Annotated in this window: 22 protein-coding genes; 19 read left to right on the top strand and 3 right to left on the bottom strand. The window is 40.1% G+C overall.

The window, feature by feature from the left end; genetic code table 11:
* The first annotated feature begins 4 nt into the window (after positions 1–4).
* From AAGS61_RS16400 to rpsI, 13 genes are all read left to right on the top strand, one after another.
* The gene (locus AAGS61_RS16400) at positions 5–658 is read left to right on the top strand and encodes an adenylate kinase (protein WP_391374264.1); all 654 of its coding nucleotides are present in this window, start codon (positions 5–7) and stop codon (positions 656–658) included.
* Between the two features lie 424 nt (positions 659–1,082).
* Positions 1,083–1,301 carry a translation initiation factor IF-1 gene (gene infA, locus AAGS61_RS16395; RefSeq protein ID WP_016839390.1) on the top strand — a complete coding sequence of 73 codons (219 nt, stop codon included), beginning with the start codon at positions 1,083–1,085 and terminating at the stop codon, positions 1,299–1,301.
* Positions 1,302–1,338: 37 nt separating this feature from the next.
* Complete coding sequence (gene rpmJ, locus AAGS61_RS16390; RefSeq protein ID WP_000868344.1) at positions 1,339–1,452, top strand: 50S ribosomal protein L36; 114 nt, start codon at positions 1,339–1,341, stop codon at positions 1,450–1,452.
* Positions 1,453–1,476: 24 nt separating this feature from the next.
* Entirely contained in the window at positions 1,477–1,842 is a 366-nt protein-coding gene (gene rpsM / locus AAGS61_RS16385; protein ID WP_391374258.1) for a 30S ribosomal protein S13, read from the top strand.
* A 26-nt stretch (positions 1,843–1,868) separates the two neighbouring features.
* Positions 1,869–2,258, top strand: coding sequence for a 30S ribosomal protein S11 (rpsK, locus tag AAGS61_RS16380; protein WP_053997247.1), 390 nt, complete (start codon positions 1,869–1,871; stop codon positions 2,256–2,258).
* 140 nt (positions 2,259–2,398) lie between these two features.
* On the top strand, positions 2,399–3,337 hold the full coding sequence (locus AAGS61_RS16375) for a DNA-directed RNA polymerase subunit alpha (protein ID WP_391374254.1): 939 nt from the start codon (positions 2,399–2,401) through the stop codon (positions 3,335–3,337).
* Positions 3,338–3,394: 57 nt separating this feature from the next.
* Complete coding sequence (gene rplQ / locus AAGS61_RS16370; RefSeq protein ID WP_036151908.1) at positions 3,395–3,775, top strand: 50S ribosomal protein L17; 381 nt, start codon at positions 3,395–3,397, stop codon at positions 3,773–3,775.
* Positions 3,776–4,184: 409 nt separating this feature from the next.
* Positions 4,185–5,030, top strand: a complete 846-nt coding sequence (locus tag AAGS61_RS16365; RefSeq protein ID WP_391374252.1) for an energy-coupling factor ABC transporter ATP-binding protein — start codon at positions 4,185–4,187, stop codon at positions 5,028–5,030.
* Complete coding sequence (locus AAGS61_RS16360) at positions 5,006–5,875, top strand: energy-coupling factor ABC transporter ATP-binding protein (protein WP_391374249.1); 870 nt, start codon at positions 5,006–5,008, stop codon at positions 5,873–5,875. The genes AAGS61_RS16365 and AAGS61_RS16360 overlap by 25 nt, the downstream gene beginning before the upstream one ends.
* Positions 5,872–6,669, top strand: a complete 798-nt coding sequence (locus tag AAGS61_RS16355) for an energy-coupling factor transporter transmembrane component T family protein (protein ID WP_391374246.1) — start codon at positions 5,872–5,874, stop codon at positions 6,667–6,669. Before AAGS61_RS16360 ends, AAGS61_RS16355 begins: the two co-directional genes overlap by 4 nt.
* A gap of 9 nt (positions 6,670–6,678) precedes the next feature.
* A complete protein-coding gene (truA, locus tag AAGS61_RS16350; RefSeq protein ID WP_391374243.1) occupies positions 6,679–7,425 on the top strand; it encodes a tRNA pseudouridine(38-40) synthase TruA in 747 nt (248 codons plus the stop codon).
* 163 nt (positions 7,426–7,588) lie between these two features.
* A complete protein-coding gene (gene rplM, locus AAGS61_RS16345; protein ID WP_391374240.1) occupies positions 7,589–8,026 on the top strand; it encodes a 50S ribosomal protein L13 in 438 nt (145 codons plus the stop codon).
* Between the two features lie 26 nt (positions 8,027–8,052).
* Entirely contained in the window at positions 8,053–8,445 is a 393-nt protein-coding gene (gene rpsI / locus AAGS61_RS16340; RefSeq protein ID WP_391374238.1) for a 30S ribosomal protein S9, read from the top strand.
* A 464-nt stretch (positions 8,446–8,909) separates the two neighbouring features.
* Here the strand turns inward: rpsI and AAGS61_RS16335 are convergent, their stop codons facing one another.
* Positions 8,910–9,731: a methyl-accepting chemotaxis protein gene (locus AAGS61_RS16335; RefSeq protein ID WP_391374235.1), complete on the bottom strand. Its 822-nt coding sequence runs from the start codon at positions 9,729–9,731 to the stop codon at positions 8,910–8,912.
* A 190-nt stretch (positions 9,732–9,921) separates the two neighbouring features.
* Here AAGS61_RS16335 and AAGS61_RS16330 point away from each other — a divergent pair, with 190 nt between their 5' ends.
* From AAGS61_RS16330 to AAGS61_RS16310, 5 genes are all read left to right on the top strand, one after another.
* Positions 9,922–10,206, top strand: a complete 285-nt coding sequence (locus tag AAGS61_RS16330) for a 2-keto-3-deoxygluconate kinase (protein WP_391374232.1) — start codon at positions 9,922–9,924, stop codon at positions 10,204–10,206.
* 115 nt (positions 10,207–10,321) lie between these two features.
* Entirely contained in the window at positions 10,322–12,061 is a 1,740-nt protein-coding gene (locus AAGS61_RS16325; protein ID WP_391374230.1) for an ABC transporter ATP-binding protein, read from the top strand.
* Between the two features lie 25 nt (positions 12,062–12,086).
* Positions 12,087–13,862: an ABC transporter ATP-binding protein gene (locus AAGS61_RS16320; RefSeq protein WP_391374547.1), complete on the top strand. Its 1,776-nt coding sequence runs from the start codon at positions 12,087–12,089 to the stop codon at positions 13,860–13,862.
* A gap of 52 nt (positions 13,863–13,914) precedes the next feature.
* Positions 13,915–14,628: an N-acetylmuramoyl-L-alanine amidase gene (locus AAGS61_RS16315; RefSeq protein ID WP_391374227.1), complete on the top strand. Its 714-nt coding sequence runs from the start codon at positions 13,915–13,917 to the stop codon at positions 14,626–14,628.
* A 75-nt stretch (positions 14,629–14,703) separates the two neighbouring features.
* Positions 14,704–15,762 (top strand): Mrp/NBP35 family ATP-binding protein, encoded by a 1,059-nt coding sequence (locus tag AAGS61_RS16310; RefSeq protein WP_391374544.1) that lies wholly within the window; start codon positions 14,704–14,706, stop codon positions 15,760–15,762.
* A gap of 165 nt (positions 15,763–15,927) precedes the next feature.
* Here the strand turns inward: AAGS61_RS16310 and gerD are convergent, their stop codons facing one another.
* Complete coding sequence (gerD, locus tag AAGS61_RS16305) at positions 15,928–16,524, bottom strand: spore germination lipoprotein GerD (RefSeq protein WP_391374225.1); 597 nt, start codon at positions 16,522–16,524, stop codon at positions 15,928–15,930.
* Positions 16,525–16,672: 148 nt separating this feature from the next.
* On the opposite strand from gerD, the gene AAGS61_RS16300 reads away from it, so the two are divergent.
* Positions 16,673–17,347 carry a KinB-signaling pathway activation protein gene (locus tag AAGS61_RS16300; protein ID WP_391374222.1) on the top strand — a complete coding sequence of 225 codons (675 nt, stop codon included), beginning with the start codon at positions 16,673–16,675 and terminating at the stop codon, positions 17,345–17,347.
* 40 nt (positions 17,348–17,387) lie between these two features.
* Here the strand turns inward: AAGS61_RS16300 and AAGS61_RS16295 are convergent, their stop codons facing one another.
* Positions 17,388–18,020, bottom strand: coding sequence for a hypothetical protein (locus AAGS61_RS16295; RefSeq protein ID WP_391374220.1), 633 nt, complete (start codon positions 18,018–18,020; stop codon positions 17,388–17,390).
* Positions 18,021–18,423: the final 403 nt, after the last annotated feature.

Raw genomic sequence — 18,423 nt, 5'->3', positions numbered from 1 at the left:
ACGTATGAATATCGTTTTAATGGGTCTACCTGGTGCAGGTAAAGGTACTCAGGCAGAGAAAATTGTTGAGAAGTACGCAATCCCTCATATTTCTACAGGCGATATGTTTCGTGCTGCAATTAAAGAAGGCACAGAACTAGGCTTACAAGCTAAATCGTTTATGGATCAAGGACAATTAGTTCCAGATGAAGTAACGATTGGTATCGTTCGTGAACGACTTTCACAAGCGGATTGTGAAAAAGGATTCTTATTAGATGGATTCCCACGTACAGTTCCGCAAGCGGAAGCGCTAGATCACATTTTAGAAGAGCTTGGTCGTCCGGTTGAGCATACAATCAACATCCAAGTAGAAAAAGATGAACTAGTAGCACGCCTAAGTGGTCGTCGTATTTGTAAATCTTGTGGTGCATCTTATCACCTTGTTTTCAATCCTCCAAAAGAGGAAGGAAAATGTGATAAAGATGGCGGTGAGCTTTACACACGTGCGGATGATAATCCTGAAACGGTAACAAACCGTCTGGAAGTAAATATGAATCAAGCACAACCTTTACTTGATTTTTATCAAGCGAAAGGCGTTTTAACGAATATTGATGGACAGCAGGATATTGAAAAAGTATTCGCTGATCTTGACGCTCTATTACAGGGCATCCGCAGCTGATACCTGACCGGGCGCTAGATACGCTTCTGCGTAAGGTCAAAAGCGGAGGCAACAGGAAAACAATTTTTTGAGAGTTGCAAAAGCATATTGTGCCCGGTATATATCTTTATAGACGAAATTGAGCGCTACGGCGTGTGGACGCTTCGGAAAAAAGGTATAATGGGTTTCGTGGAAGCATCTGTGTAAATGGGTGGGGGTAGCCCATCCTAGACATTCCGGCTATCGTATGAACATAAGGAAGACAGTTCCTTAACCGGACCTGTTCTATTCCGTGGATTGTGTGAAGCGAAACCAGACGAGCGTCTTTCAAACATCTCTCATACAATCCGGACATATGTTAATGGGTTGCTTCTTACTAGAAGAAAACAGTTGCTTTGATTCTCAGGGGAATCAGAAATTGCATATAGAAGGGAGCTAAGGGTTGATGGCGAAAGACGATGTAATTGAAGTCGAAGGGACAGTTGTTGAGACTTTGCCAAACGCGATGTTTAAGGTAGAATTAGAAAATGGGCACACGGTGCTTGCACACGTTTCTGGAAAGATTCGTATGCACTTTATTCGTATCCTACCTGGAGATAAGGTTACTATTGAGTTATCTCCTTATGATTTAACTCGCGGTCGTATCACATACCGTTTTAAATAATCTTTTGCACTCCGGACTATTAAGGAGGTTAGGTTAGATGAAAGTGAGACCATCTGTGAAACCGATCTGCGAAAAATGTAAAGTAATTCGCCGACGCGGTAAAGTAATGGTAATCTGTGAAAATCCTAAACACAAACAAAAACAAGGGTAATATTTAAGGAGGTGCACAACGTACATGGCACGTATTGCTGGTGTTGACATTCCTCGCGACAAACGCGTGGTAATTTCATTAACTTACATTTACGGTATTGGTAAAACGACTTCTCAAAAAGTATTAGCGGCAGCTGGTATTGACGAAAATATCCGCGTACGCGATCTTTCAGAAGATCAGTTAAACCAAATCCGTGAACAATTAGACACATATAAAACTGAAGGTGATTTACGCCGTGAAATTTCATTAAACATCAAACGTTTAATGGAGATCGCTTCATTCCGTGGTATCCGTCACCGTCGTGGTTTACCAGTTCGTGGTCAAAATACGAAGAACAACGCGCGTACGCGTAAAGGTCCTCGTAAGACTGTAGCGAACAAGAAAAAATAATTAAGTAAAGGAGGTTCCTTCTTAACATGGCTCGTAAACAACAAACTCGTAAACGTCGTGTGAAAAAGAATATCGAAGCTGGTATCGCACACATTCGTTCTACATTCAACAATACAATCGTAACGATTACAGATATGCAAGGTAACGCTGTTTCTTGGTCTTCAGCTGGTGCACTTGGTTTCCGTGGTTCACGTAAATCAACTCCATTTGCTGCTCAAATGGCTGCAGAAACTGCTGCGAAAGCATCCCTTGAACATGGTCTGAAAACGTTGGAAGTAACTGTTAAAGGTCCTGGTGCTGGTCGTGAAGCTGCTATCCGTGCACTTCAAGCTGCTGGTTTAGAAGTAACTGCTATTAAAGACGTTACTCCAGTTCCACATAACGGTTGCCGTCCGCCAAAACGTCGTCGCGTGTAGTGGGTGCAACTTAAGGATATTCCTTAGGTAACATCATTTCTTGTGCAAAAGTCTTGTGCAATTTTCAAAGGTCAATATTTGACCGGATACTATGATGGTATAACCTATACATTCGATGTTTTGAAGGAGGGTAAATTGAAATGATCGAAATTGAAAAACCAAAGATTGAAACGATCAGCGATGATGCCAAGCATGGTAAATTTGTTGTAGAACCGCTAGAACGCGGATATGGAAACACTTTGGGTAATTCACTACGTCGTATCCTTCTATCTTCATTACCAGGGGCGGCTGTAACATCAGTGCAAATTGATGGCGTATTACACGAATTCTCTACTGTAGAAGGTGTAGTAGAAGATGTTGCTTCAATCATTTTAAACATCAAAAAGCTTGCTTTAAAAATCTACTCTGACGAAGAAAAAGTCATTGAGATTGATGTAAAAGGTGAAGGCGTAGTTACTGCTGCTGACATTACACATGACAGTGATGTAGAAATTTTAAATCCAGATCTATATATTGCAACAATTGCTAAAAACGGTCATCTACGTATGCGTATGTATGCGCAACGAGGTCGTGGTTACACTCCTGCTGATCAAAACAAACGTGAGGATCTTCCTATCGGCGTGATCCCGATCGACTCTATTTACACTCCAGTTTCACGCGTCAACTTCCAAGTGGAGAACACTCGCGTTGGACAGAACTCTGACTACGATAAGTTATCACTTGATGTGTGGACAGATGGTAGCATCGGTCCAAAAGAGGCGATTTCGCTTGGAGCGAAAATCTTAACAGAGCATTTAAACATTTTCGTAGGCATGACGAATGAAGCGCAAACTGCTGAAATCATGGTCGAAAAAGAAGAAGATCAAAAAGAAAAAGTTTTAGAGATGACTATCGAAGAACTAGATCTTTCTGTTCGTTCTTACAACTGTTTAAAGCGTGCTGGTATCAATACGGTACTAGAGCTTGCTAATAAATCAGAAGACGACATGATGAAAGTTCGCAACCTTGGTCGCAAGTCTTTAGAAGAAGTTAAAGCGAAGTTAGAAGAGCTTGGTTTAGGATTACGTAAAGAAGACTAAGCACATTTTACAATATATAAGCTAGATCAGAGATATTTATAAAGGAGGGAAACATCCATGGGTTACAGAAAACTTGGCCGTACAAGTTCTCAACGTAAAGCGATGTTACGTGACTTAGCTACTGACTTAATCATCAATGAGCGCATCGAAACGACTGAAGCTCGCGCGAAGGAAGTTCGTAAAGCTGTTGAAAAAATGATTACTTTAGGTAAACGCGGAGATTTACATGCTCGTCGTCAAGCGGCTGCATTCATCCGTCGTGAGTTAGTAACGAAAACTGATGAAGAAGGTAACGAAACAACTTCATTCGCACTTCAAAAGTTATTTGATGAGGTTGCTCCACGTTACGCTGAGCGTCAAGGTGGCTATACTCGCATCCTTAAAGTAGGTCCTCGTCGTGGAGACGGCGCACCTGTAGTTGTGATTGAATTAGTTTAATCGTAAACTTGGGTTAGGGGGTGCCTAGTTCACCTGTTGAACGGCACTCCCTTTTTTAAATAAATGATTTATACGACAATAAATAAGCTGAGCGTTACGATGAGCGGTGGATTTTCCAGGCGTCTCGTCTAGCTCTCGCACCTCATTCACAAAGAATAAGCGGAAATGAGCAGCCGTCTTGTTCGATTTAATGTAGTGATAAGCGCATTTCTCTGAATGAGGTGCGCGCTTTTTTATTCTTTAAAAAGTGCAGCTTAATACATATATAAAAATAAAGTACGTTTTAGACAAACGTGCTTTATTTTTATATATGAACCTTACCGGGATATAGTTTTCTGAAAAAAGGTAGCAAACATATATAAAAAAGTGTAATTTTATTAGTAGAGCAGAGAAGTAAGGAGCGGAGAACATGACAGAAATTTTATCGTTTAATAACGTAACGTTTTCATATACACCTGACGTTCCTGATGCACGCAAAGCAGTACAAGATGTCACATTTGCTGTGAATGAAGGCGAATGGATTGCCATTGTGGGGCATAATGGGTCAGGAAAATCAACGCTTGCTAAATTGATGAGTGGTCTGTTATTTCCTCAAGCAGGAGAAGTGCGCATTATGCGTGAAGTGTTAACGGAGGAAAACTTATGGGAGATACGTTCTCATATCGGGATGGTGTTTCAAAATCCAGATAACCAATTTGTAGGCGCTACGGTACAAGATGATGTAGCCTTTTCCCTTGAGAATAACGGCGTACCTTATCAGGAAATGGTAGAGCGTGTACACGGGTCATTAAAACAAGTGAAAATGGATAACTTCCTGAACCATGAGCCTCATCATTTATCCGGTGGGCAAAAGCAACGTGTAGCCATTGCAGGCGCACTTGCAATGCATCCCAAAATCTTAATTTTAGATGAAGCAACATCGATGTTAGATCCACAAGGGCGTGAAGAAGTATTACAAACGGTACAAGCACTTCGCGCAAAAATTGGCTTAACAGTACTATCGATTACACATGATTTAGAGGAAGCAATGCTTGCGGACCATGTGTTATTTATGAATGATGGGAAAAAATATGCCGAAGGAACACCGGCGGAAATTTTTGCGCTAGGTGATCAACTCGTCGAACTGGGGTTAGACTTACCATTTGCGATGAAAATGACGAAGCTACTACAAGCGCAAGGTGTACAGCTTGTAGGGCAACATATGACAGAAGAAGAGCTGGTGAATGACTTATGGACATCAAACTTCAACAAGTAGGCTATGCGTACTCTAAAGGTACACCATTTGAAAAGTACGCACTTTACGATGTCGATTTAGCGATTACTTCAGGCACATATCAAGCCCTTATCGGTCATACGGGCTCAGGTAAATCTACTATCCTACAGCACTTTAATGGACTATTAAAGCCTTCTACAGGAGCGGTGCATATTGGTGACCGTGTGATTGAAGCAGGGAAAAAAGCAAAGGAATTAAAGCCGATTCGTCAAAAGGTCGGGATTGTGTTCCAATTTCCAGAGCATCAATTATTCGAAGAAACCGTACTAAAAGACATTATGTTCGGTCCGATGAATTTTGGTGTATCTGAACAAGAAGCAGAGCGTCGTGCACGGGAGTTGATTCAGCTTGTAGGACTTCCGAAAATGGTACTTGAAAAATCGCCATTTGATTTATCCGGCGGGCAAATGCGCCGTGTAGCGATTGCAGGGGTACTGGCCATGGAACCGGAAGTCATTGTATTAGATGAACCAACTGCAGGTCTTGACCCACGCGGGCAAAAAGAGATTATGGACATGTTTTACGAGCTGCATAAAGAACGTGGTTTAACAACGATACTTGTGACGCACAGTATGGAGGATGCGGCACGCTACGCCGATCAGCTCGCTATTATGCATGAAGGGCGCTGTGTACTCACAGGAACGCCGCGAGAGCTATTTGCAGATGCGGAAACACTGAATGAGTACCGGTTAGAATTACCGCGTATTGTCAAGTTCCAGCAACGTGTCGAGAAAATGATGAATACGAAGCTAGCAAAAGTATGCTTAACAGAAGAGGAACTAGCACAACAGATTGCGCTTGTTGTAAAGGAGCGTGATCATTCATGATGGAAAAAATGATTTTTGGGCGTTATATTCCGGGCGATTCCTTTGTGCATCGTTTAGATCCACGTTCAAAATTGATGTTTGTATTTGCTTTTATTGTCATCGTATTTTTAGCCAATAACGTGATGACGTATGGGTTATTATTAGCCTTTACAGCTGCAGTGATCTTCATGAGCCGTATTCGCCTTTATTTCTTAATTAATGGGTTAAAGCCGGTCATTCTTTTAATGATTTTCACCTTCCTACTGCATATTTTATTTACGCGTGAAGGGAATATCATTGTCGATTTAGGGTTCCTTAAAATTTATGAGGAAGGCTTAAAGCAGGGGATTTTCATCTCGGTTCGTTTCTTAGTTCTTGTATTTGTGACGTCTATTTTAACGCTAACAACGTCGCCAATTTCGATTACGGACGGTATTGAGACATTATTAAATCCGCTTAAGAAGATCAAGCTGCCTGTACATGAGTTAGCATTGATGATGTCGATTTCACTTCGTTTCATCCCGACATTAATGGATGAAACAGATAAAATTATGAAAGCACAAATGGCACGTGGCTCTGATTTAAGTGCAGGGCCGTTAAAAGATCGCTTAAAGGCGATTGTTCCATTGCTTGTCCCACTATTTGTTAGTGCATTTAAGCGTGCAGAAGATTTAGCAACGGCAATGGAGGTGCGCGGTTATCGTGGGGGCGAAGGGCGTACACGTTACCGCCAGTTAAAATGGGATTCAGGTGATACACTCGCATTATTATCACTTGTAGTGATGGCCGTAGTACTTGTGTATTTCCGTAACTAGGAGTGTTTTATGAGAAGGTTAAAGGCGACAATTAGCTATGATGGGACAAACTTTGCAGGTTACCAAGTACAACCTGGAGAGCGTACCGTACAGTTAGAGCTGGAGAAAGTATTGTCGGTGATGCATAAAGGAGAGCAAGTGAAGGTTACAGCAAGTGGACGTACGGATGCGCGTGTCCATGCGACAGGACAAGTCATTCACTTTGATACACCCCTTGCGATTCCTTGTGATAAGTATAGGAAGGCGTTAAATGTGCAGCTGCCTCGGGATATACGTGTCCATGCAGTAGAAGAAGTAGCAAGCGAGTTCCATGCACGCTATAGTGTGAGTGGCAAGCGTTATCGCTATATTTGGAACTGTGAAGCGATTCCAAGTCCGTTTCGCCGTTTTTATGCAGTCGAAACAAACGGTGTCAAGCCGGATGTGGAAGCGATGAAAGAGGCAGCACAGGCGGTAATCGGTACGCATGATTTTTCCGCTTTTTGCGCGGCGAATACGAGTGTGATAGATAAAGTGCGTACGGTTTATCGTTTAGAGCTTACTTGGCACGGTGAGGAACTGCATATGACAATCGAAGGCAATGGCTTTTTATACAATATGGTGCGAATTATCGCTGGTACATTGTGGGAAGTAGGTATTGGTAAAAGAAATACAGAAAATGTTAAAGAGATGATTGCTAGTATGGATCGTGGGAAAGCAGGTAAAACCGCGCCAGCACAAGGTTTATACCTCGAAAAGGTATTCTACGAGAGCTAGTACAACTTCTCCAGGTGTTTAATTAAATCTCTTGACTTATCATGTAATCCATTATATGATGATGTATGGTATTTTCATTACCAACCACAAATAAGCCCCGAAAACTTATAGTGTAGACTAATGAAAAATAACGGTAATAACTATCGATTAGGAGGATATATTCATGCGTACAACATTCATGGCTAAAGGTCACGAAGTAGAGCGTAAATGGTTAGTAGTTGACGCAGAAGGCCAAACTCTTGGACGTTTAGCTTCTGAAGTAGCTGCAATTTTACGCGGTAAACATAAACCAACTTTCACACCAAACGTTGACACTGGTGATCACGTAATCATCATCAACGCTGACAAAATTGAGTTAACAGGTAACAAATTAGAAGGTAAAATTTACTACCGTCACACTCAATTCGCAGGCGGTTTAAAACAACGTACTGCTGGTGAAATGAAAGAAAAATACCCAACTCAAATGATTGAGTTAGCAGTTAAAGGTATGCTTCCTAAAAACTCTTTAGGTCGTAAAATGTTCGGTAAACTTAACGTTTACACTGGAGCAGAGCACCCACACGCTGCACAAAAACCGGAAAGCTATACGCTTCGCGGATAATATAATATAAAGAGGAGGATATACCCTTGGCACAAGTTCAATATATCGGCACAGGTCGTCGTAAAAGCTCAGTAGCTCGCGTACGTTTAGTACCAGGCGAAGGCAAAATTGTTATCAACAAACGCGATGTTGAAGATTACGTTCCATTCGCAACATTACGTGAAGTAATTAAACAACCATTAGTAGCAACTGAAACTTTAGGTAGCTATGATATCCACGTAAACGTAAACGGTGGTGGTTTCACTGGTCAAGCTGGTGCAATCCGTCATGGTATCGCACGTGCATTATTACAAGTTGACCCAGATTTCCGCCCAGCGTTAAAATCTGCTGGTTTACTTACTCGTGACGCTCGTATGAAAGAACGTAAAAAATACGGTCTTAAAGGCGCTCGTCGTGCACCTCAGTTCTCAAAACGTTAATTTTACGCATACAGAACTTCCAACCTCTCAAGGCTTTTGCCTTGGGAGGTTTTTTCTATTAGTTCAGATTAATTATATTGTTGGTTTTTAAGGTGAGAAAAATACAATATTTCCGTAATTGCATCACCTTGTAAGAGTGAGTAGTATGAGACAGTAAAAGCTGTACTGATAATATTTATTAGGAGATGTTTGTTTAGGATTCATTATTTTAAGAAGCTGTAGCACCATTATAACGATTATTATTTTACTACTCTTATGGAATAGCCCTTCTGCATGGGAAGGAAAGAAAGTACCAAAGAAGATTACAAATCTCGTATGGTGGTTAATTGGTCTTGGTGTCATCTTGTTTGTTTTAATGATGCTCGTTAAAGTGAGATAAAGCTTAAACGTTAAAAGGAGCTATCCAAGCCAGTGGAGGATGGCTCCTTTATTTTTGCTATAAGCTGTAGTGTGTTTATATTGTATTAATCCACCTCGCTCAAATCCATTAACTGAGTGCCAATCCGGTTCATATTTGTGTACGCCTCATTCATTTCATGCATACTTGCTGTATACTGCTGTGTAAACGCAACGATTTGTGTGGTCGATTCATTTACATAACTCATCGATTTTGTAATATTCTCGAGTTCCTTCGTAATGTTTTCGGCACTTGCTGTACTACTTTGCGCCATTTTTTGGATTTCCTCTGCCACGACAGCGAAGCCTTTGCCATGAACGCCTGAGCGTGCTGCCTCAATAGAAGCATTTAACCCTAAAATTTGTGATTTTCTTGAAATATCTTTCACAGTATTGACGATCGAGTTAATTTGCTGGATATCATGATTCATTGTATGGGCAAATGCCGATAAGTCTTCCATGCGCTTGGATACATGAGTACTAGCCTGTGTTAATTCCTCTGTTGTAGCAGACATTTGCTGTACAGCACTTGAAAGCTCTGTAGCTACAATCCGCATATGATGCACACGGTCATTCGAAATCACACCAGTAACGACCCCAACAACTTTGCCCTCGTCATAAATAGGGCATGCAGAGGCGATATAGGCAAATCCAAATAGTTCCGCCCCTCGTTCTTCTCGGAGAAATTGTCCGCTTTTCATTGCGCGGACACTTGTTGTGTTTTTGTGCATGTCAATGGTTTCCCCGACTCTAATATTTAAATCGACCATTTTCCCGCGTTTATACCCCACTACTTTTTCTGTATCGAAAATGAGTACACAAGCATCTTCTGGGTAGGTTGCTTGATAAATATCAATTGAATCCACAACGGCTTTTAATTTGCTATTCATGTGATCCCCCCTCATTTCTATATTCATCTAGTAAAAATATACAAAAAACCTACTAATTCTACTATATAATAAAAACCGCGCTTTAAATACGGCATATTGTAATTTTGTATATCGGGACACATTGAGAATAAAACAACTCATTGTATAATGGAATACATTTGTATACAATTGTATTCAAGAGGTGATGTACATGAGAAGAGAGCATGAAGAGGGATTTACTAGAGCAGAACGTAGACATGGTGAGCGAAAAAGAGGGCATCATGGGGCACAAACATTTCGGCGTGGTAGAGCGCTTGCCTTTTATCAGCAATTGGTTATTAGGCAAGATACATTAAAACAACAATTAGAATCTGTCGAATTACAGTCCATTCACCCAATTATTGCAGGTGAACTGAAGGCGACAGAAGCGATTATGAATGATTTTAAAGCGGCTTTTGCGTTAGATGAAATAATCGAAGAAACAGTAGAAGAGTAATATTGGTGATACAGGTAATATACGAAGTGAGTTACTTGTAACAATCCAGTCTCTCAAGCGAAAGTTTGAGGGTTTTTTCACGTGAAACATTTTGGAATGAACGGAGGTTAGGGCTTTGCAGGCTGTTTTGAAGTTAACAAAGTATTTAAAGCCGTATAGTGCATTTGCTATTATTGCGCCACTTATGATGCTTTTAGAAGTGGGGATGGATTTAGTGCAGCCAACTATTTTACAGTTGATTATTGATACCGGCATTGCACAAAATGATACGGCTTATATTGTAACGATGTTTAGCCTGATGATTGCAGCAGCGATTGTCGGTTTGGTTGGTGGTGTAGGTTGTTCCATTTATGCATCACGTGCAGCTATCAATTTTGCGGCGGATATACGACATGATTTATATGAAACGATTACATACTTTTCGAATAGTAGTAAGGATCAATTTACGCTCGGTAAACTCATTACAAATTTAACGAGCGATGTAGAAATGCTTCAGCGTGCACTCACAATGTTATTGAAGATTTTTGTGCGTGGTCCGATGTTATTTATTGGCGCTATTGTGATGGTGTATTTCACAGCGCGGGAGTTGTTTTCTATTTTACTCGTTGTCGTACCGATTTTGGCTATTTGTGTGTACTTCTTTACGATGGTTTCAGGGAAGCTATTTCACCGTGTACAAAAGGTTGTGGACCAAGTGAATACAAAAGTACAAGAGAATTTAGCAGGCATCCGAGTAATAAAAGCATACAACCGTAAAAATCATCAGATTGACCAGTTTGCTGAAGTGAATACGCAGCTGATGAAACGCAGTATTCATGCAGATCAAATCATTGGGATTTTAGCTCCGTTATCGATGTTCGTTATTAATATGGGGATCGTTGCAGCATTATGGCTGGGCGCCATTAAAGTAGAAAACAATACGATTCAAATTGGCGTTATTTTAGCATTTACTAACTACTTAATGATGGTGATGAATGGTTTAATGAGTTCCTCGATGGTACTTGTACAGCTTGCGCGTGCCGTACCTAGCGCAGAGCGTATCGTTGTAGTATTAGAAGAAACAACGGAAGTGACGAGTCCACAGCAACCAGTGAATCATTCGGTACGTGGCGATGTTGTTTTTGAAAATGTCAACTTTTCTTATAATAAAGACACAGAACCTGTACTAAAGGAGCTGTCCTTTTCCGTGAAGGCAGGAGAAACAGTCGGGATTATCGGTATGACCGGTAGTGGAAAGTCAACACTTGTCAAAATGATTCCGCGTTTATTTGATGCTAATCAAGGAACGATAAAAATTGACGGGATTCCCATTCAACACTACGATTTACAACAGCTCCGTGAATCGATTGGATTTGCACCGCAAAAGGCAACATTGTTTTCCAAGACGATTGCTGACAATATTCGCTACGGAGAGGAAGCCGCAACAAATGCTCAAATTACGGAAAGTTTGCTTGCTGCTTGTGCAAGCGAGTTTGTAGAGAAGTTACCAGCCGGTATAGAGCATAGATTAACGCAAGGGGCAACGAATTTATCGGGTGGACAAAAACAACGTCTCGCCATGGCGCGCGCGTTTATTCGTAAACCGGCCATCCTTATTTTAGATGATGTGACAAGTGCAGTTGATAGTATTTCTGAAAAGAAAATTCAACAAGCAATTCAAGCAGAGTTTGTGGATGCAACGAAATTTATCGTGTCATCTAAAGTTTCTTCCATTCGTCATGCAAATCAAATTTTTGTCATGGATGATGGGCGAATTACTGCCAGTGGAACACATGAGGCATTACTCGCAACAAGTGATTTATATCAACAAATTGTACGCACACAAATAGAAAAAGGGGGGACGGTAAGTGAATAAACGACCAGGCGGACCGCCACCACCAATGGGCCATCCAGGCGGACGATTTAATGGACCTGTCGTAAAGCCAAAAAATCAAAAACAGACACTCCTACGTATATGGAGCTATTTGCGCCAGCAAAAATTAGGGATGCTTTTAGCAACATTTTTAGTCATTATTGGTTCATTACTTGGCTTAATCGGTCCGTACTTAGTGGGTGTCATTACGGATGAATACATTTTAAAAGTAGATGTGAGCGGGGCGATTCGTATGTCCATCATGCTAGCGATTGTCTATACAGTGTATTCATTATTCACGTGGTTACAGTCTTATGTAATGATCCGTGTTTCACAGAAAACCATTCGCCAATTACGCCAACAGTTGTTTGCAAAGCTACAAAACTTACCTGTATCGTTTTTCGACAAGCGTAAGCAAGGCGACTTAATGAGTCGTATGACAAACGATATTGATAACTTAAATGCCGCATTATCGCAAAGTGTTATACAAATTATTTCTTCATTCCTAACAATTATTGGGACGGCTTTTGTGCTTTTCTATTTGAATTGGATGCTAGCGATTGTGACATTAACGGTTATTCCGTTCATCGTATGGATAACAAAGCAAATTATCAAGCGTAGTAGTGTTAATTTCGTAGCGCGGCAACGTGATTTAGGACAGTTAAATGGGTATATAGAAGAGACTATTTCCAATTCGGATATTACAACGCTGTTTGGGAAAGAAAAGCAAACCGTAGCAGAGTTTACAGAAGCGAATGAACGTCTACGTACATCTGCTATGCGTGCAGATATTATTTCTGGCTTTATGGGTCCGATTAATAACTTCATGAATAATTTTGGTACAGGATTAGTTATTGGTGTGGGCGCTATTTTAGCAGTGAAAGGTGATGTCACCATTGGGGTGATTGCTTCTGTTGTAGTCTATACGCGTCAATTTTTCCGTCCTATTCATCAGTTATCCAACTTGTTAAATACATTTCAGTCAGCTATTGCTGGTTCAGAGCGTGTCTTTGAAATTTTAGACGAAAAAGAAGAATTGGCAGACAAGTCAGATGCGAAAGAAAAGAATCGCTTTAACGGGGATGTTCAGTTTGAACAAGTAGCATTCGAATATGAAACAGGAAAGCCCATTTTACGTGGCATTGATTTCACAGCGAGCACGGGTGAGATGGTAGCCATTGTCGGTCCAACCGGCTCAGGTAAAACAACGATTATTCAGCTTCTTACTCGTTTTTATGATACGACAGGGGGGAGAATTTTGTTGGACGGTGAGCCGATTACACATTATAAAATGGCCAATGTCCGTGACCATGTCGGTGTTGTATTGCAAGATACGTACTTATTCTCTGGCACAGTCCGTGAAAACATTCGATTCAGTAAACTCGACGCAACAGATGAAGAAGTAGAACAAGCAGCGAAAATTGCTTATGCCCATAATTTCATTAAATATTTACCACAGCAATATGACACATTACTAACAAGCGGTGGTATGAATTTAAGTCAAGGGCAACGACAGCTCATTGCGATTGCGCGTGCCATTTTAGAAGACCCCGATATTTTAATTCTTGATGAGGCGACATCAAGTGTGGATACGATGACAGAATTACACATTCAAAAAGGCTTAAATAACTTAATGAAGGGGCGTACAAGCTTCGTGATTGCCCACCGATTAAAAACAATTGAAAATGCAGACACAATTCTGGTGATAAAAGATGGGCAGATTTTAGAATCAGGTAATCACGATGTATTAATGAAGCAACGTGGTTTCTACGCAACATTACAAAATCATCTCGCCATGGAATAATGCATAGACTCCATCTCTTTTACGTATAGTATGGAAAAAGGAGAGTGGACATGTGCGACGTTGGTTAGCAGTACTTGTATTACTATGTACTTGTATGCTCGTCGTTGTGTATGAAACAAGTGCATCGGACAGGCGCTTTTTCTTACCTGAGCCTCTAGGTGGGGTAACAATAGTGCTTGATGCTGGACATGGCGGAATAGATGGTGGAGCGTCAAATGGCGATCTCATTGAAAAAGACGTCACACTTGCAATTACACAAAAACTAGCGCGACAGTTAAAGCGTCTTGGAGCGGAAGTTGTGATGACACGTACAACAGAAGGGGATGTCATTAGCGAGCATAAACCAGGTGAAGAGTACCCAACATTGCGAGAACGCAAAAAACAAGATATTTTCCTAAGACAATCGATTGTTGCAAGCACACAACCGGATTTATTTATTACAGTCCATGCTAATGCTATTCCAGATAGTCAGTGGCGTGGTGCGCAAGTGTTTTATCATAAAACAGGACATGAGCAAAGCCAGTACTTAGCTAAAGCGATTCAATCATCGATTCGAGAAGACTTAGGAAACACAAACAGAGAAGCACTGGCGATTGAGCAAGTGTATTTACTGAAAAAAACGGAAGTACCTTCTGTGTTAGTAGAGACAGGCTTCTTAAGCAACCCAGAAGAAAGTGCGTTACTTGCGGATAAAAACTATCAAGAAAAAATGGCCATCGCCATCGCCGAAGGTATTGAAAGCTATTTTGATATGTCGTATGAGTGAAGCAACTCACAGTACTACTAGAAGTGCAGTGTGATATACTAACAATGGATATAAAATTTGGGGGAGTGTATGAATTTGATGAACGAACAACAAGTCAGAGAACTATTGGGACAATTAGAAGATCCTTTTTTACATAGAACGTTAGAGCAAACAGGCGGCATTTTAAGCGTAACAATTAAAGAAGACAAGCAATTTGTTAGCGTCAAAATTGCCATTGCAAAAACAAACACACCAGAACAAATGACACTTCAAATGAAAATTGTTGAGGTATTAAAAGCAAATGGTGCAGCTTCAGTAGGTATTCGCTTTGAAGAATTATCACCGGAAGTATTAGATTCATTCCGCGGCCAAGCGACAGAAGCAGAGGCGCAAGATATTTTATCGCCATTATCTAAAGTGCAATTTATTGCCATTGCCTCTGGTAAAGGTGGCGTTGGGAAATCAACAGTGTCAGTCAATATGGCAGTAGCGCTGTCTCGTCTAGGTAAAAAAGTAGGTTTAATCGATGCGGATATTTACGGATTTAGCGTACCAGATATGATGGGCATTACAGAAATGCCAGTTGTAAAAAATGACCGTATCTATCCTGTAGAGCGCATGGGTGTAAAAGTTATTTCGATGGGCTTCTTCGTAGAAAACAATGCACCAATCGTATGGCGTGGACCAATGCTAGGAAAAGTATTAGATCAGTTCTTCCGTGATGTAGAGTGGGGCGATTTGGATTACTTATTATTAGATTTACCACCAGGTACAGGGGATGTAGCGCTTGATTTACATCAAATGTTGCCAGCTTCAAAAGAAATCGTTGTCACAACACCTCATCCAACAGCAGCGTTTGTTGCAGCGCGTGCAGGTGCGATGGCATTACAAACAAACCATGAAATTCTTGGTGTAATTGAAAATATGGCATGGTTTGAGTCCAAACTAACAGGTGAACGTGAATACGTATTTGGTCAAGGTGGCGGTCCAAAACTAGCGGAAGAGTTACGCACCGATTTACTTGGTCAAATTCCTTTAGGTCAACCAGACTGGGCAGATGAGGATTTTGCACCGTCTGTTTATGCTGAAGACCATGCTACTGGTAAAATCTATTTAGAAATCGCTGGACGTATCGTTGACAAGCTAACAAAGTAATTGTATTTCAAGACTATCCATCCATAAAGGGTGGATAGTTTTTTACATATAAAAAGTAGCGATTCCATTCATTAGAATCGCTACCTATCTTTCGGTGAGGGGGAGTATTTTCTCGCTATAGATAACAGTAATCAGCTTACTGTATAAGTGTTGTATACAGCAGCTTTAACTACCGCCACCGTCTTTTCCTCCACCTTCCTCTTTACCGCCACCAGATTCGCCTTCTTTTCCTCCACCTTCCTCTCCACTTTTACGAATCAACTCTTGCCATTTGGATTGCATTAATGGATTTTCAATTGTTTCTTTTACAACGTCCTCCATCTGTTTTCGAAGTTCGGTTCCTTTTAAAATGGACTCGAATTGTTTTTGCATATCTGGTTGATCAAAAAATTGGATTAATGTTTTTTGATATTCGGCATCGTTCATTAAGGTTTTCATTAATTTTTCTTGCTGATCCTGCATGCTTTTTGCTAATGTTTCCTTAAACTTAGGGTCTTCAAATGTCTTTTTCCAAAAATCCTCCGCTTCTTTTGAGAGGAGTGTGTTTTTCATGGCTGTATCGACTTCCGTGTGTTCAAGCACAAGTAGTTCACGAAAACTTTGGTCTTGAAGTAATTGTCGTATCGCTTTTTTACCCTCTTCTGTTTGCAATGCGTCTACCATAATTTTCTTTACTTCTTCATATGATAACGTCGACGTATTTTCGCCTGAACAACTAACTAACACTAAAGCTACCCAACATAAGATGAATAGTCGCCGCATAAGTTCCTTCCTTTCCGTGAAAGCGCTCTTTCAATTATTGTTCACATTTCGGGGAATAATATGTATGGAATCACATCATCATTAGCTTTTTTACAAAAGCATTGTTAAAATAAGATGAGGAAATTGAATAAACGGAGGACAATTTGTCGTGACGATACGAAATTGGTTTAAGTTTTTTGTAGTAGCTATGCTAATTGGCGGTGGTGTCACAGCAGTGGCAAGCCTTTTTATACGCTGGAATTTCTTTCAACCATATTTAGTGGCAGGTGAATTCGGTGAATTTATTGCTGCCTTTACATGGATGATTTTACTTGGTTTTACGATGAGTGTAATTGCCCAAGCTGGTTTTTTTGCTTATCTCACGCTGCATCAAATTGGTGTCGGTGTTTTTAAAACGTTAACACTTTGGAACTGGGTACAATTACTTTTAATTGTCATTGTCTTAGTGGATTTAGTGATTTTCCGCTTTGCACCTGATGCTAAATCTGTAGGGGATTGGCTATTCTACATAGGTTTATTAGTGTTTTTAGTAGGCGCAGCAGTGGCAACTGCTATGAAAAAAGTGAACATGACTGGCAAAAAGCACGTATTGATTTCAGCGATGTTCTTTATGATTGTCATTACATCGTTAGAATGGATTATTGCGTTAATGGGGCGTCAAGACAATATTAATATGTATGTTGCTCTATTATTATTCCCACTTGTCGCAGTAAATGCGTATCAGTTATTAATGTTACCGAAGTATAATGAAAAATCAGAGCAAGATCGTAAAAAATTAGAGGAGCGCCGCAAAGCACGAAAGCAAACAGCGCAACAATCTTAATAATGAAGAGAGACTGACCACAACTTCTGGTCAGTCTTTTTTAAGGATAACGTTTTGTTTTAAGTGAATAACCAAATAGACTTTCTTCTATAGAAAGAAAGTGTTGTTTAGCCACCCAATCCGAAAATTGAGTAAAATCTACATTTGTCTCCTTATATACAGGCAAAGATAATATCGTTCCTTTTTCCAGTTTTTTAGGTAACACATTGTTGCGAACAACAAGAGAAGGGGCAATCATATTAATTTGCTGTTCAAATAATGTGCGTTTTAATGTGTCTTCATACATATAACCTTTTAACATAAACCATAATGGCTTGTTATCGAATGCATTTTCATAAACAGCTATATCTTCCTCAACTGTTTCAAGCGTCTCCCCTAATAATCCAGTAGCACGTTGATAGGTAGTTAATAACTCCACAAGATGGTCCGCTCGTTCAATAAGATCAGCGTCTAACAAAAATAGTGTATTACGACTGTTTGGGGAAGCAATGAATTCTACTAGTCCATCATGTTCAAAATCTAATTCTATTATCAGAACCTGTCCATTATTTCCTTTTACAATTACATTGGGCTCCTCTGTCATTAAAAATACAGGAATACGAATGTCTTGAAGAGAATAATAAATAGCTAATGATAGCGTAAATAAACCTAATAATATCAATACTTTTCGCATGTTTGGCATGCTCCTTTTTTGCGCGGATTTTAAAAAGAAATGAGTTTCTCAAAAAAACTTATGAAATAGTGTTGACGAATATGAGTAGGTGGTGCTAATATAAGTAAGTCGCTAAGACATGAAGAAAGTTTTAAAGAAAATCATTGACTTTATAAAAAGTCGATGGTAAGATACTAAAAGTCACTATCGAAAGCAGATAATGATAAAAAACTTCCGAAAAAGTTGTTGACACAAACTTAGGTTAGTGTTAAGATATAAAAGTTGCTGTTGAAGCAGAACGAAAAATGAACTTTGAAAACTGAACAAGCAAAACGTTAACAATAAACGTTTCTGAATAAGAAACAAAATTTTGGACATCAAACATGATGCCAGCAAATTTGAGCTTACTCAAATTCTTTTATGG

The organism is Lysinibacillus sp. KU-BSD001 (assembly GCF_042920265.1).
Classification (GTDB): Bacteria; Bacillota; Bacilli; order Bacillales_A; family Planococcaceae; genus Lysinibacillus_B.
The sequence above is the reverse complement of the archived record's forward strand: the minus strand, read 5'-3'. Positions and strand labels throughout refer to the sequence as shown.

Coding starts and splice junctions, on each gene's coding strand:
- truA (WP_391374243.1), top strand. CDS start 6,679: ATGAGAAGGTTAAAGGCGACAATTAGCTATGATGGGACAAACTTTGCA.
- rpmJ (WP_000868344.1), top strand. CDS start 1,339: ATGAAAGTGAGACCATCTGTGAAACCGATCTGCGAAAAATGTAAAGTA.
- AAGS61_RS16320 (WP_391374547.1), top strand. CDS start 12,087: ATGGGCCATCCAGGCGGACGATTTAATGGACCTGTCGTAAAGCCAAAA.
- AAGS61_RS16330 (WP_391374232.1), top strand. CDS start 9,922: ATGAGAAGAGAGCATGAAGAGGGATTTACTAGAGCAGAACGTAGACAT.
- rpsK (WP_053997247.1), top strand. CDS start 1,869: ATGGCTCGTAAACAACAAACTCGTAAACGTCGTGTGAAAAAGAATATC.
- AAGS61_RS16365 (WP_391374252.1), top strand. CDS start 4,185: ATGACAGAAATTTTATCGTTTAATAACGTAACGTTTTCATATACACCT.
- AAGS61_RS16375 (WP_391374254.1), top strand. CDS start 2,399: ATGATCGAAATTGAAAAACCAAAGATTGAAACGATCAGCGATGATGCC.
- AAGS61_RS16360 (WP_391374249.1), top strand. CDS start 5,006: ATGGACATCAAACTTCAACAAGTAGGCTATGCGTACTCTAAAGGTACA.
- AAGS61_RS16295 (WP_391374220.1), bottom strand. CDS start 18,020: ATGCGAAAAGTATTGATATTATTAGGTTTATTTACGCTATCATTAGCT.
- gerD (WP_391374225.1), bottom strand. CDS start 16,524: ATGCGGCGACTATTCATCTTATGTTGGGTAGCTTTAGTGTTAGTTAGT.
- rpsM (WP_391374258.1), top strand. CDS start 1,477: ATGGCACGTATTGCTGGTGTTGACATTCCTCGCGACAAACGCGTGGTA.
- AAGS61_RS16400 (WP_391374264.1), top strand. CDS start 5: ATGAATATCGTTTTAATGGGTCTACCTGGTGCAGGTAAAGGTACTCAG.
- rplM (WP_391374240.1), top strand. CDS start 7,589: ATGCGTACAACATTCATGGCTAAAGGTCACGAAGTAGAGCGTAAATGG.
- rplQ (WP_036151908.1), top strand. CDS start 3,395: ATGGGTTACAGAAAACTTGGCCGTACAAGTTCTCAACGTAAAGCGATG.
- AAGS61_RS16355 (WP_391374246.1), top strand. CDS start 5,872: ATGATGGAAAAAATGATTTTTGGGCGTTATATTCCGGGCGATTCCTTT.
- infA (WP_016839390.1), top strand. CDS start 1,083: ATGGCGAAAGACGATGTAATTGAAGTCGAAGGGACAGTTGTTGAGACT.
- AAGS61_RS16335 (WP_391374235.1), bottom strand. CDS start 9,731: ATGAATAGCAAATTAAAAGCCGTTGTGGATTCAATTGATATTTATCAA.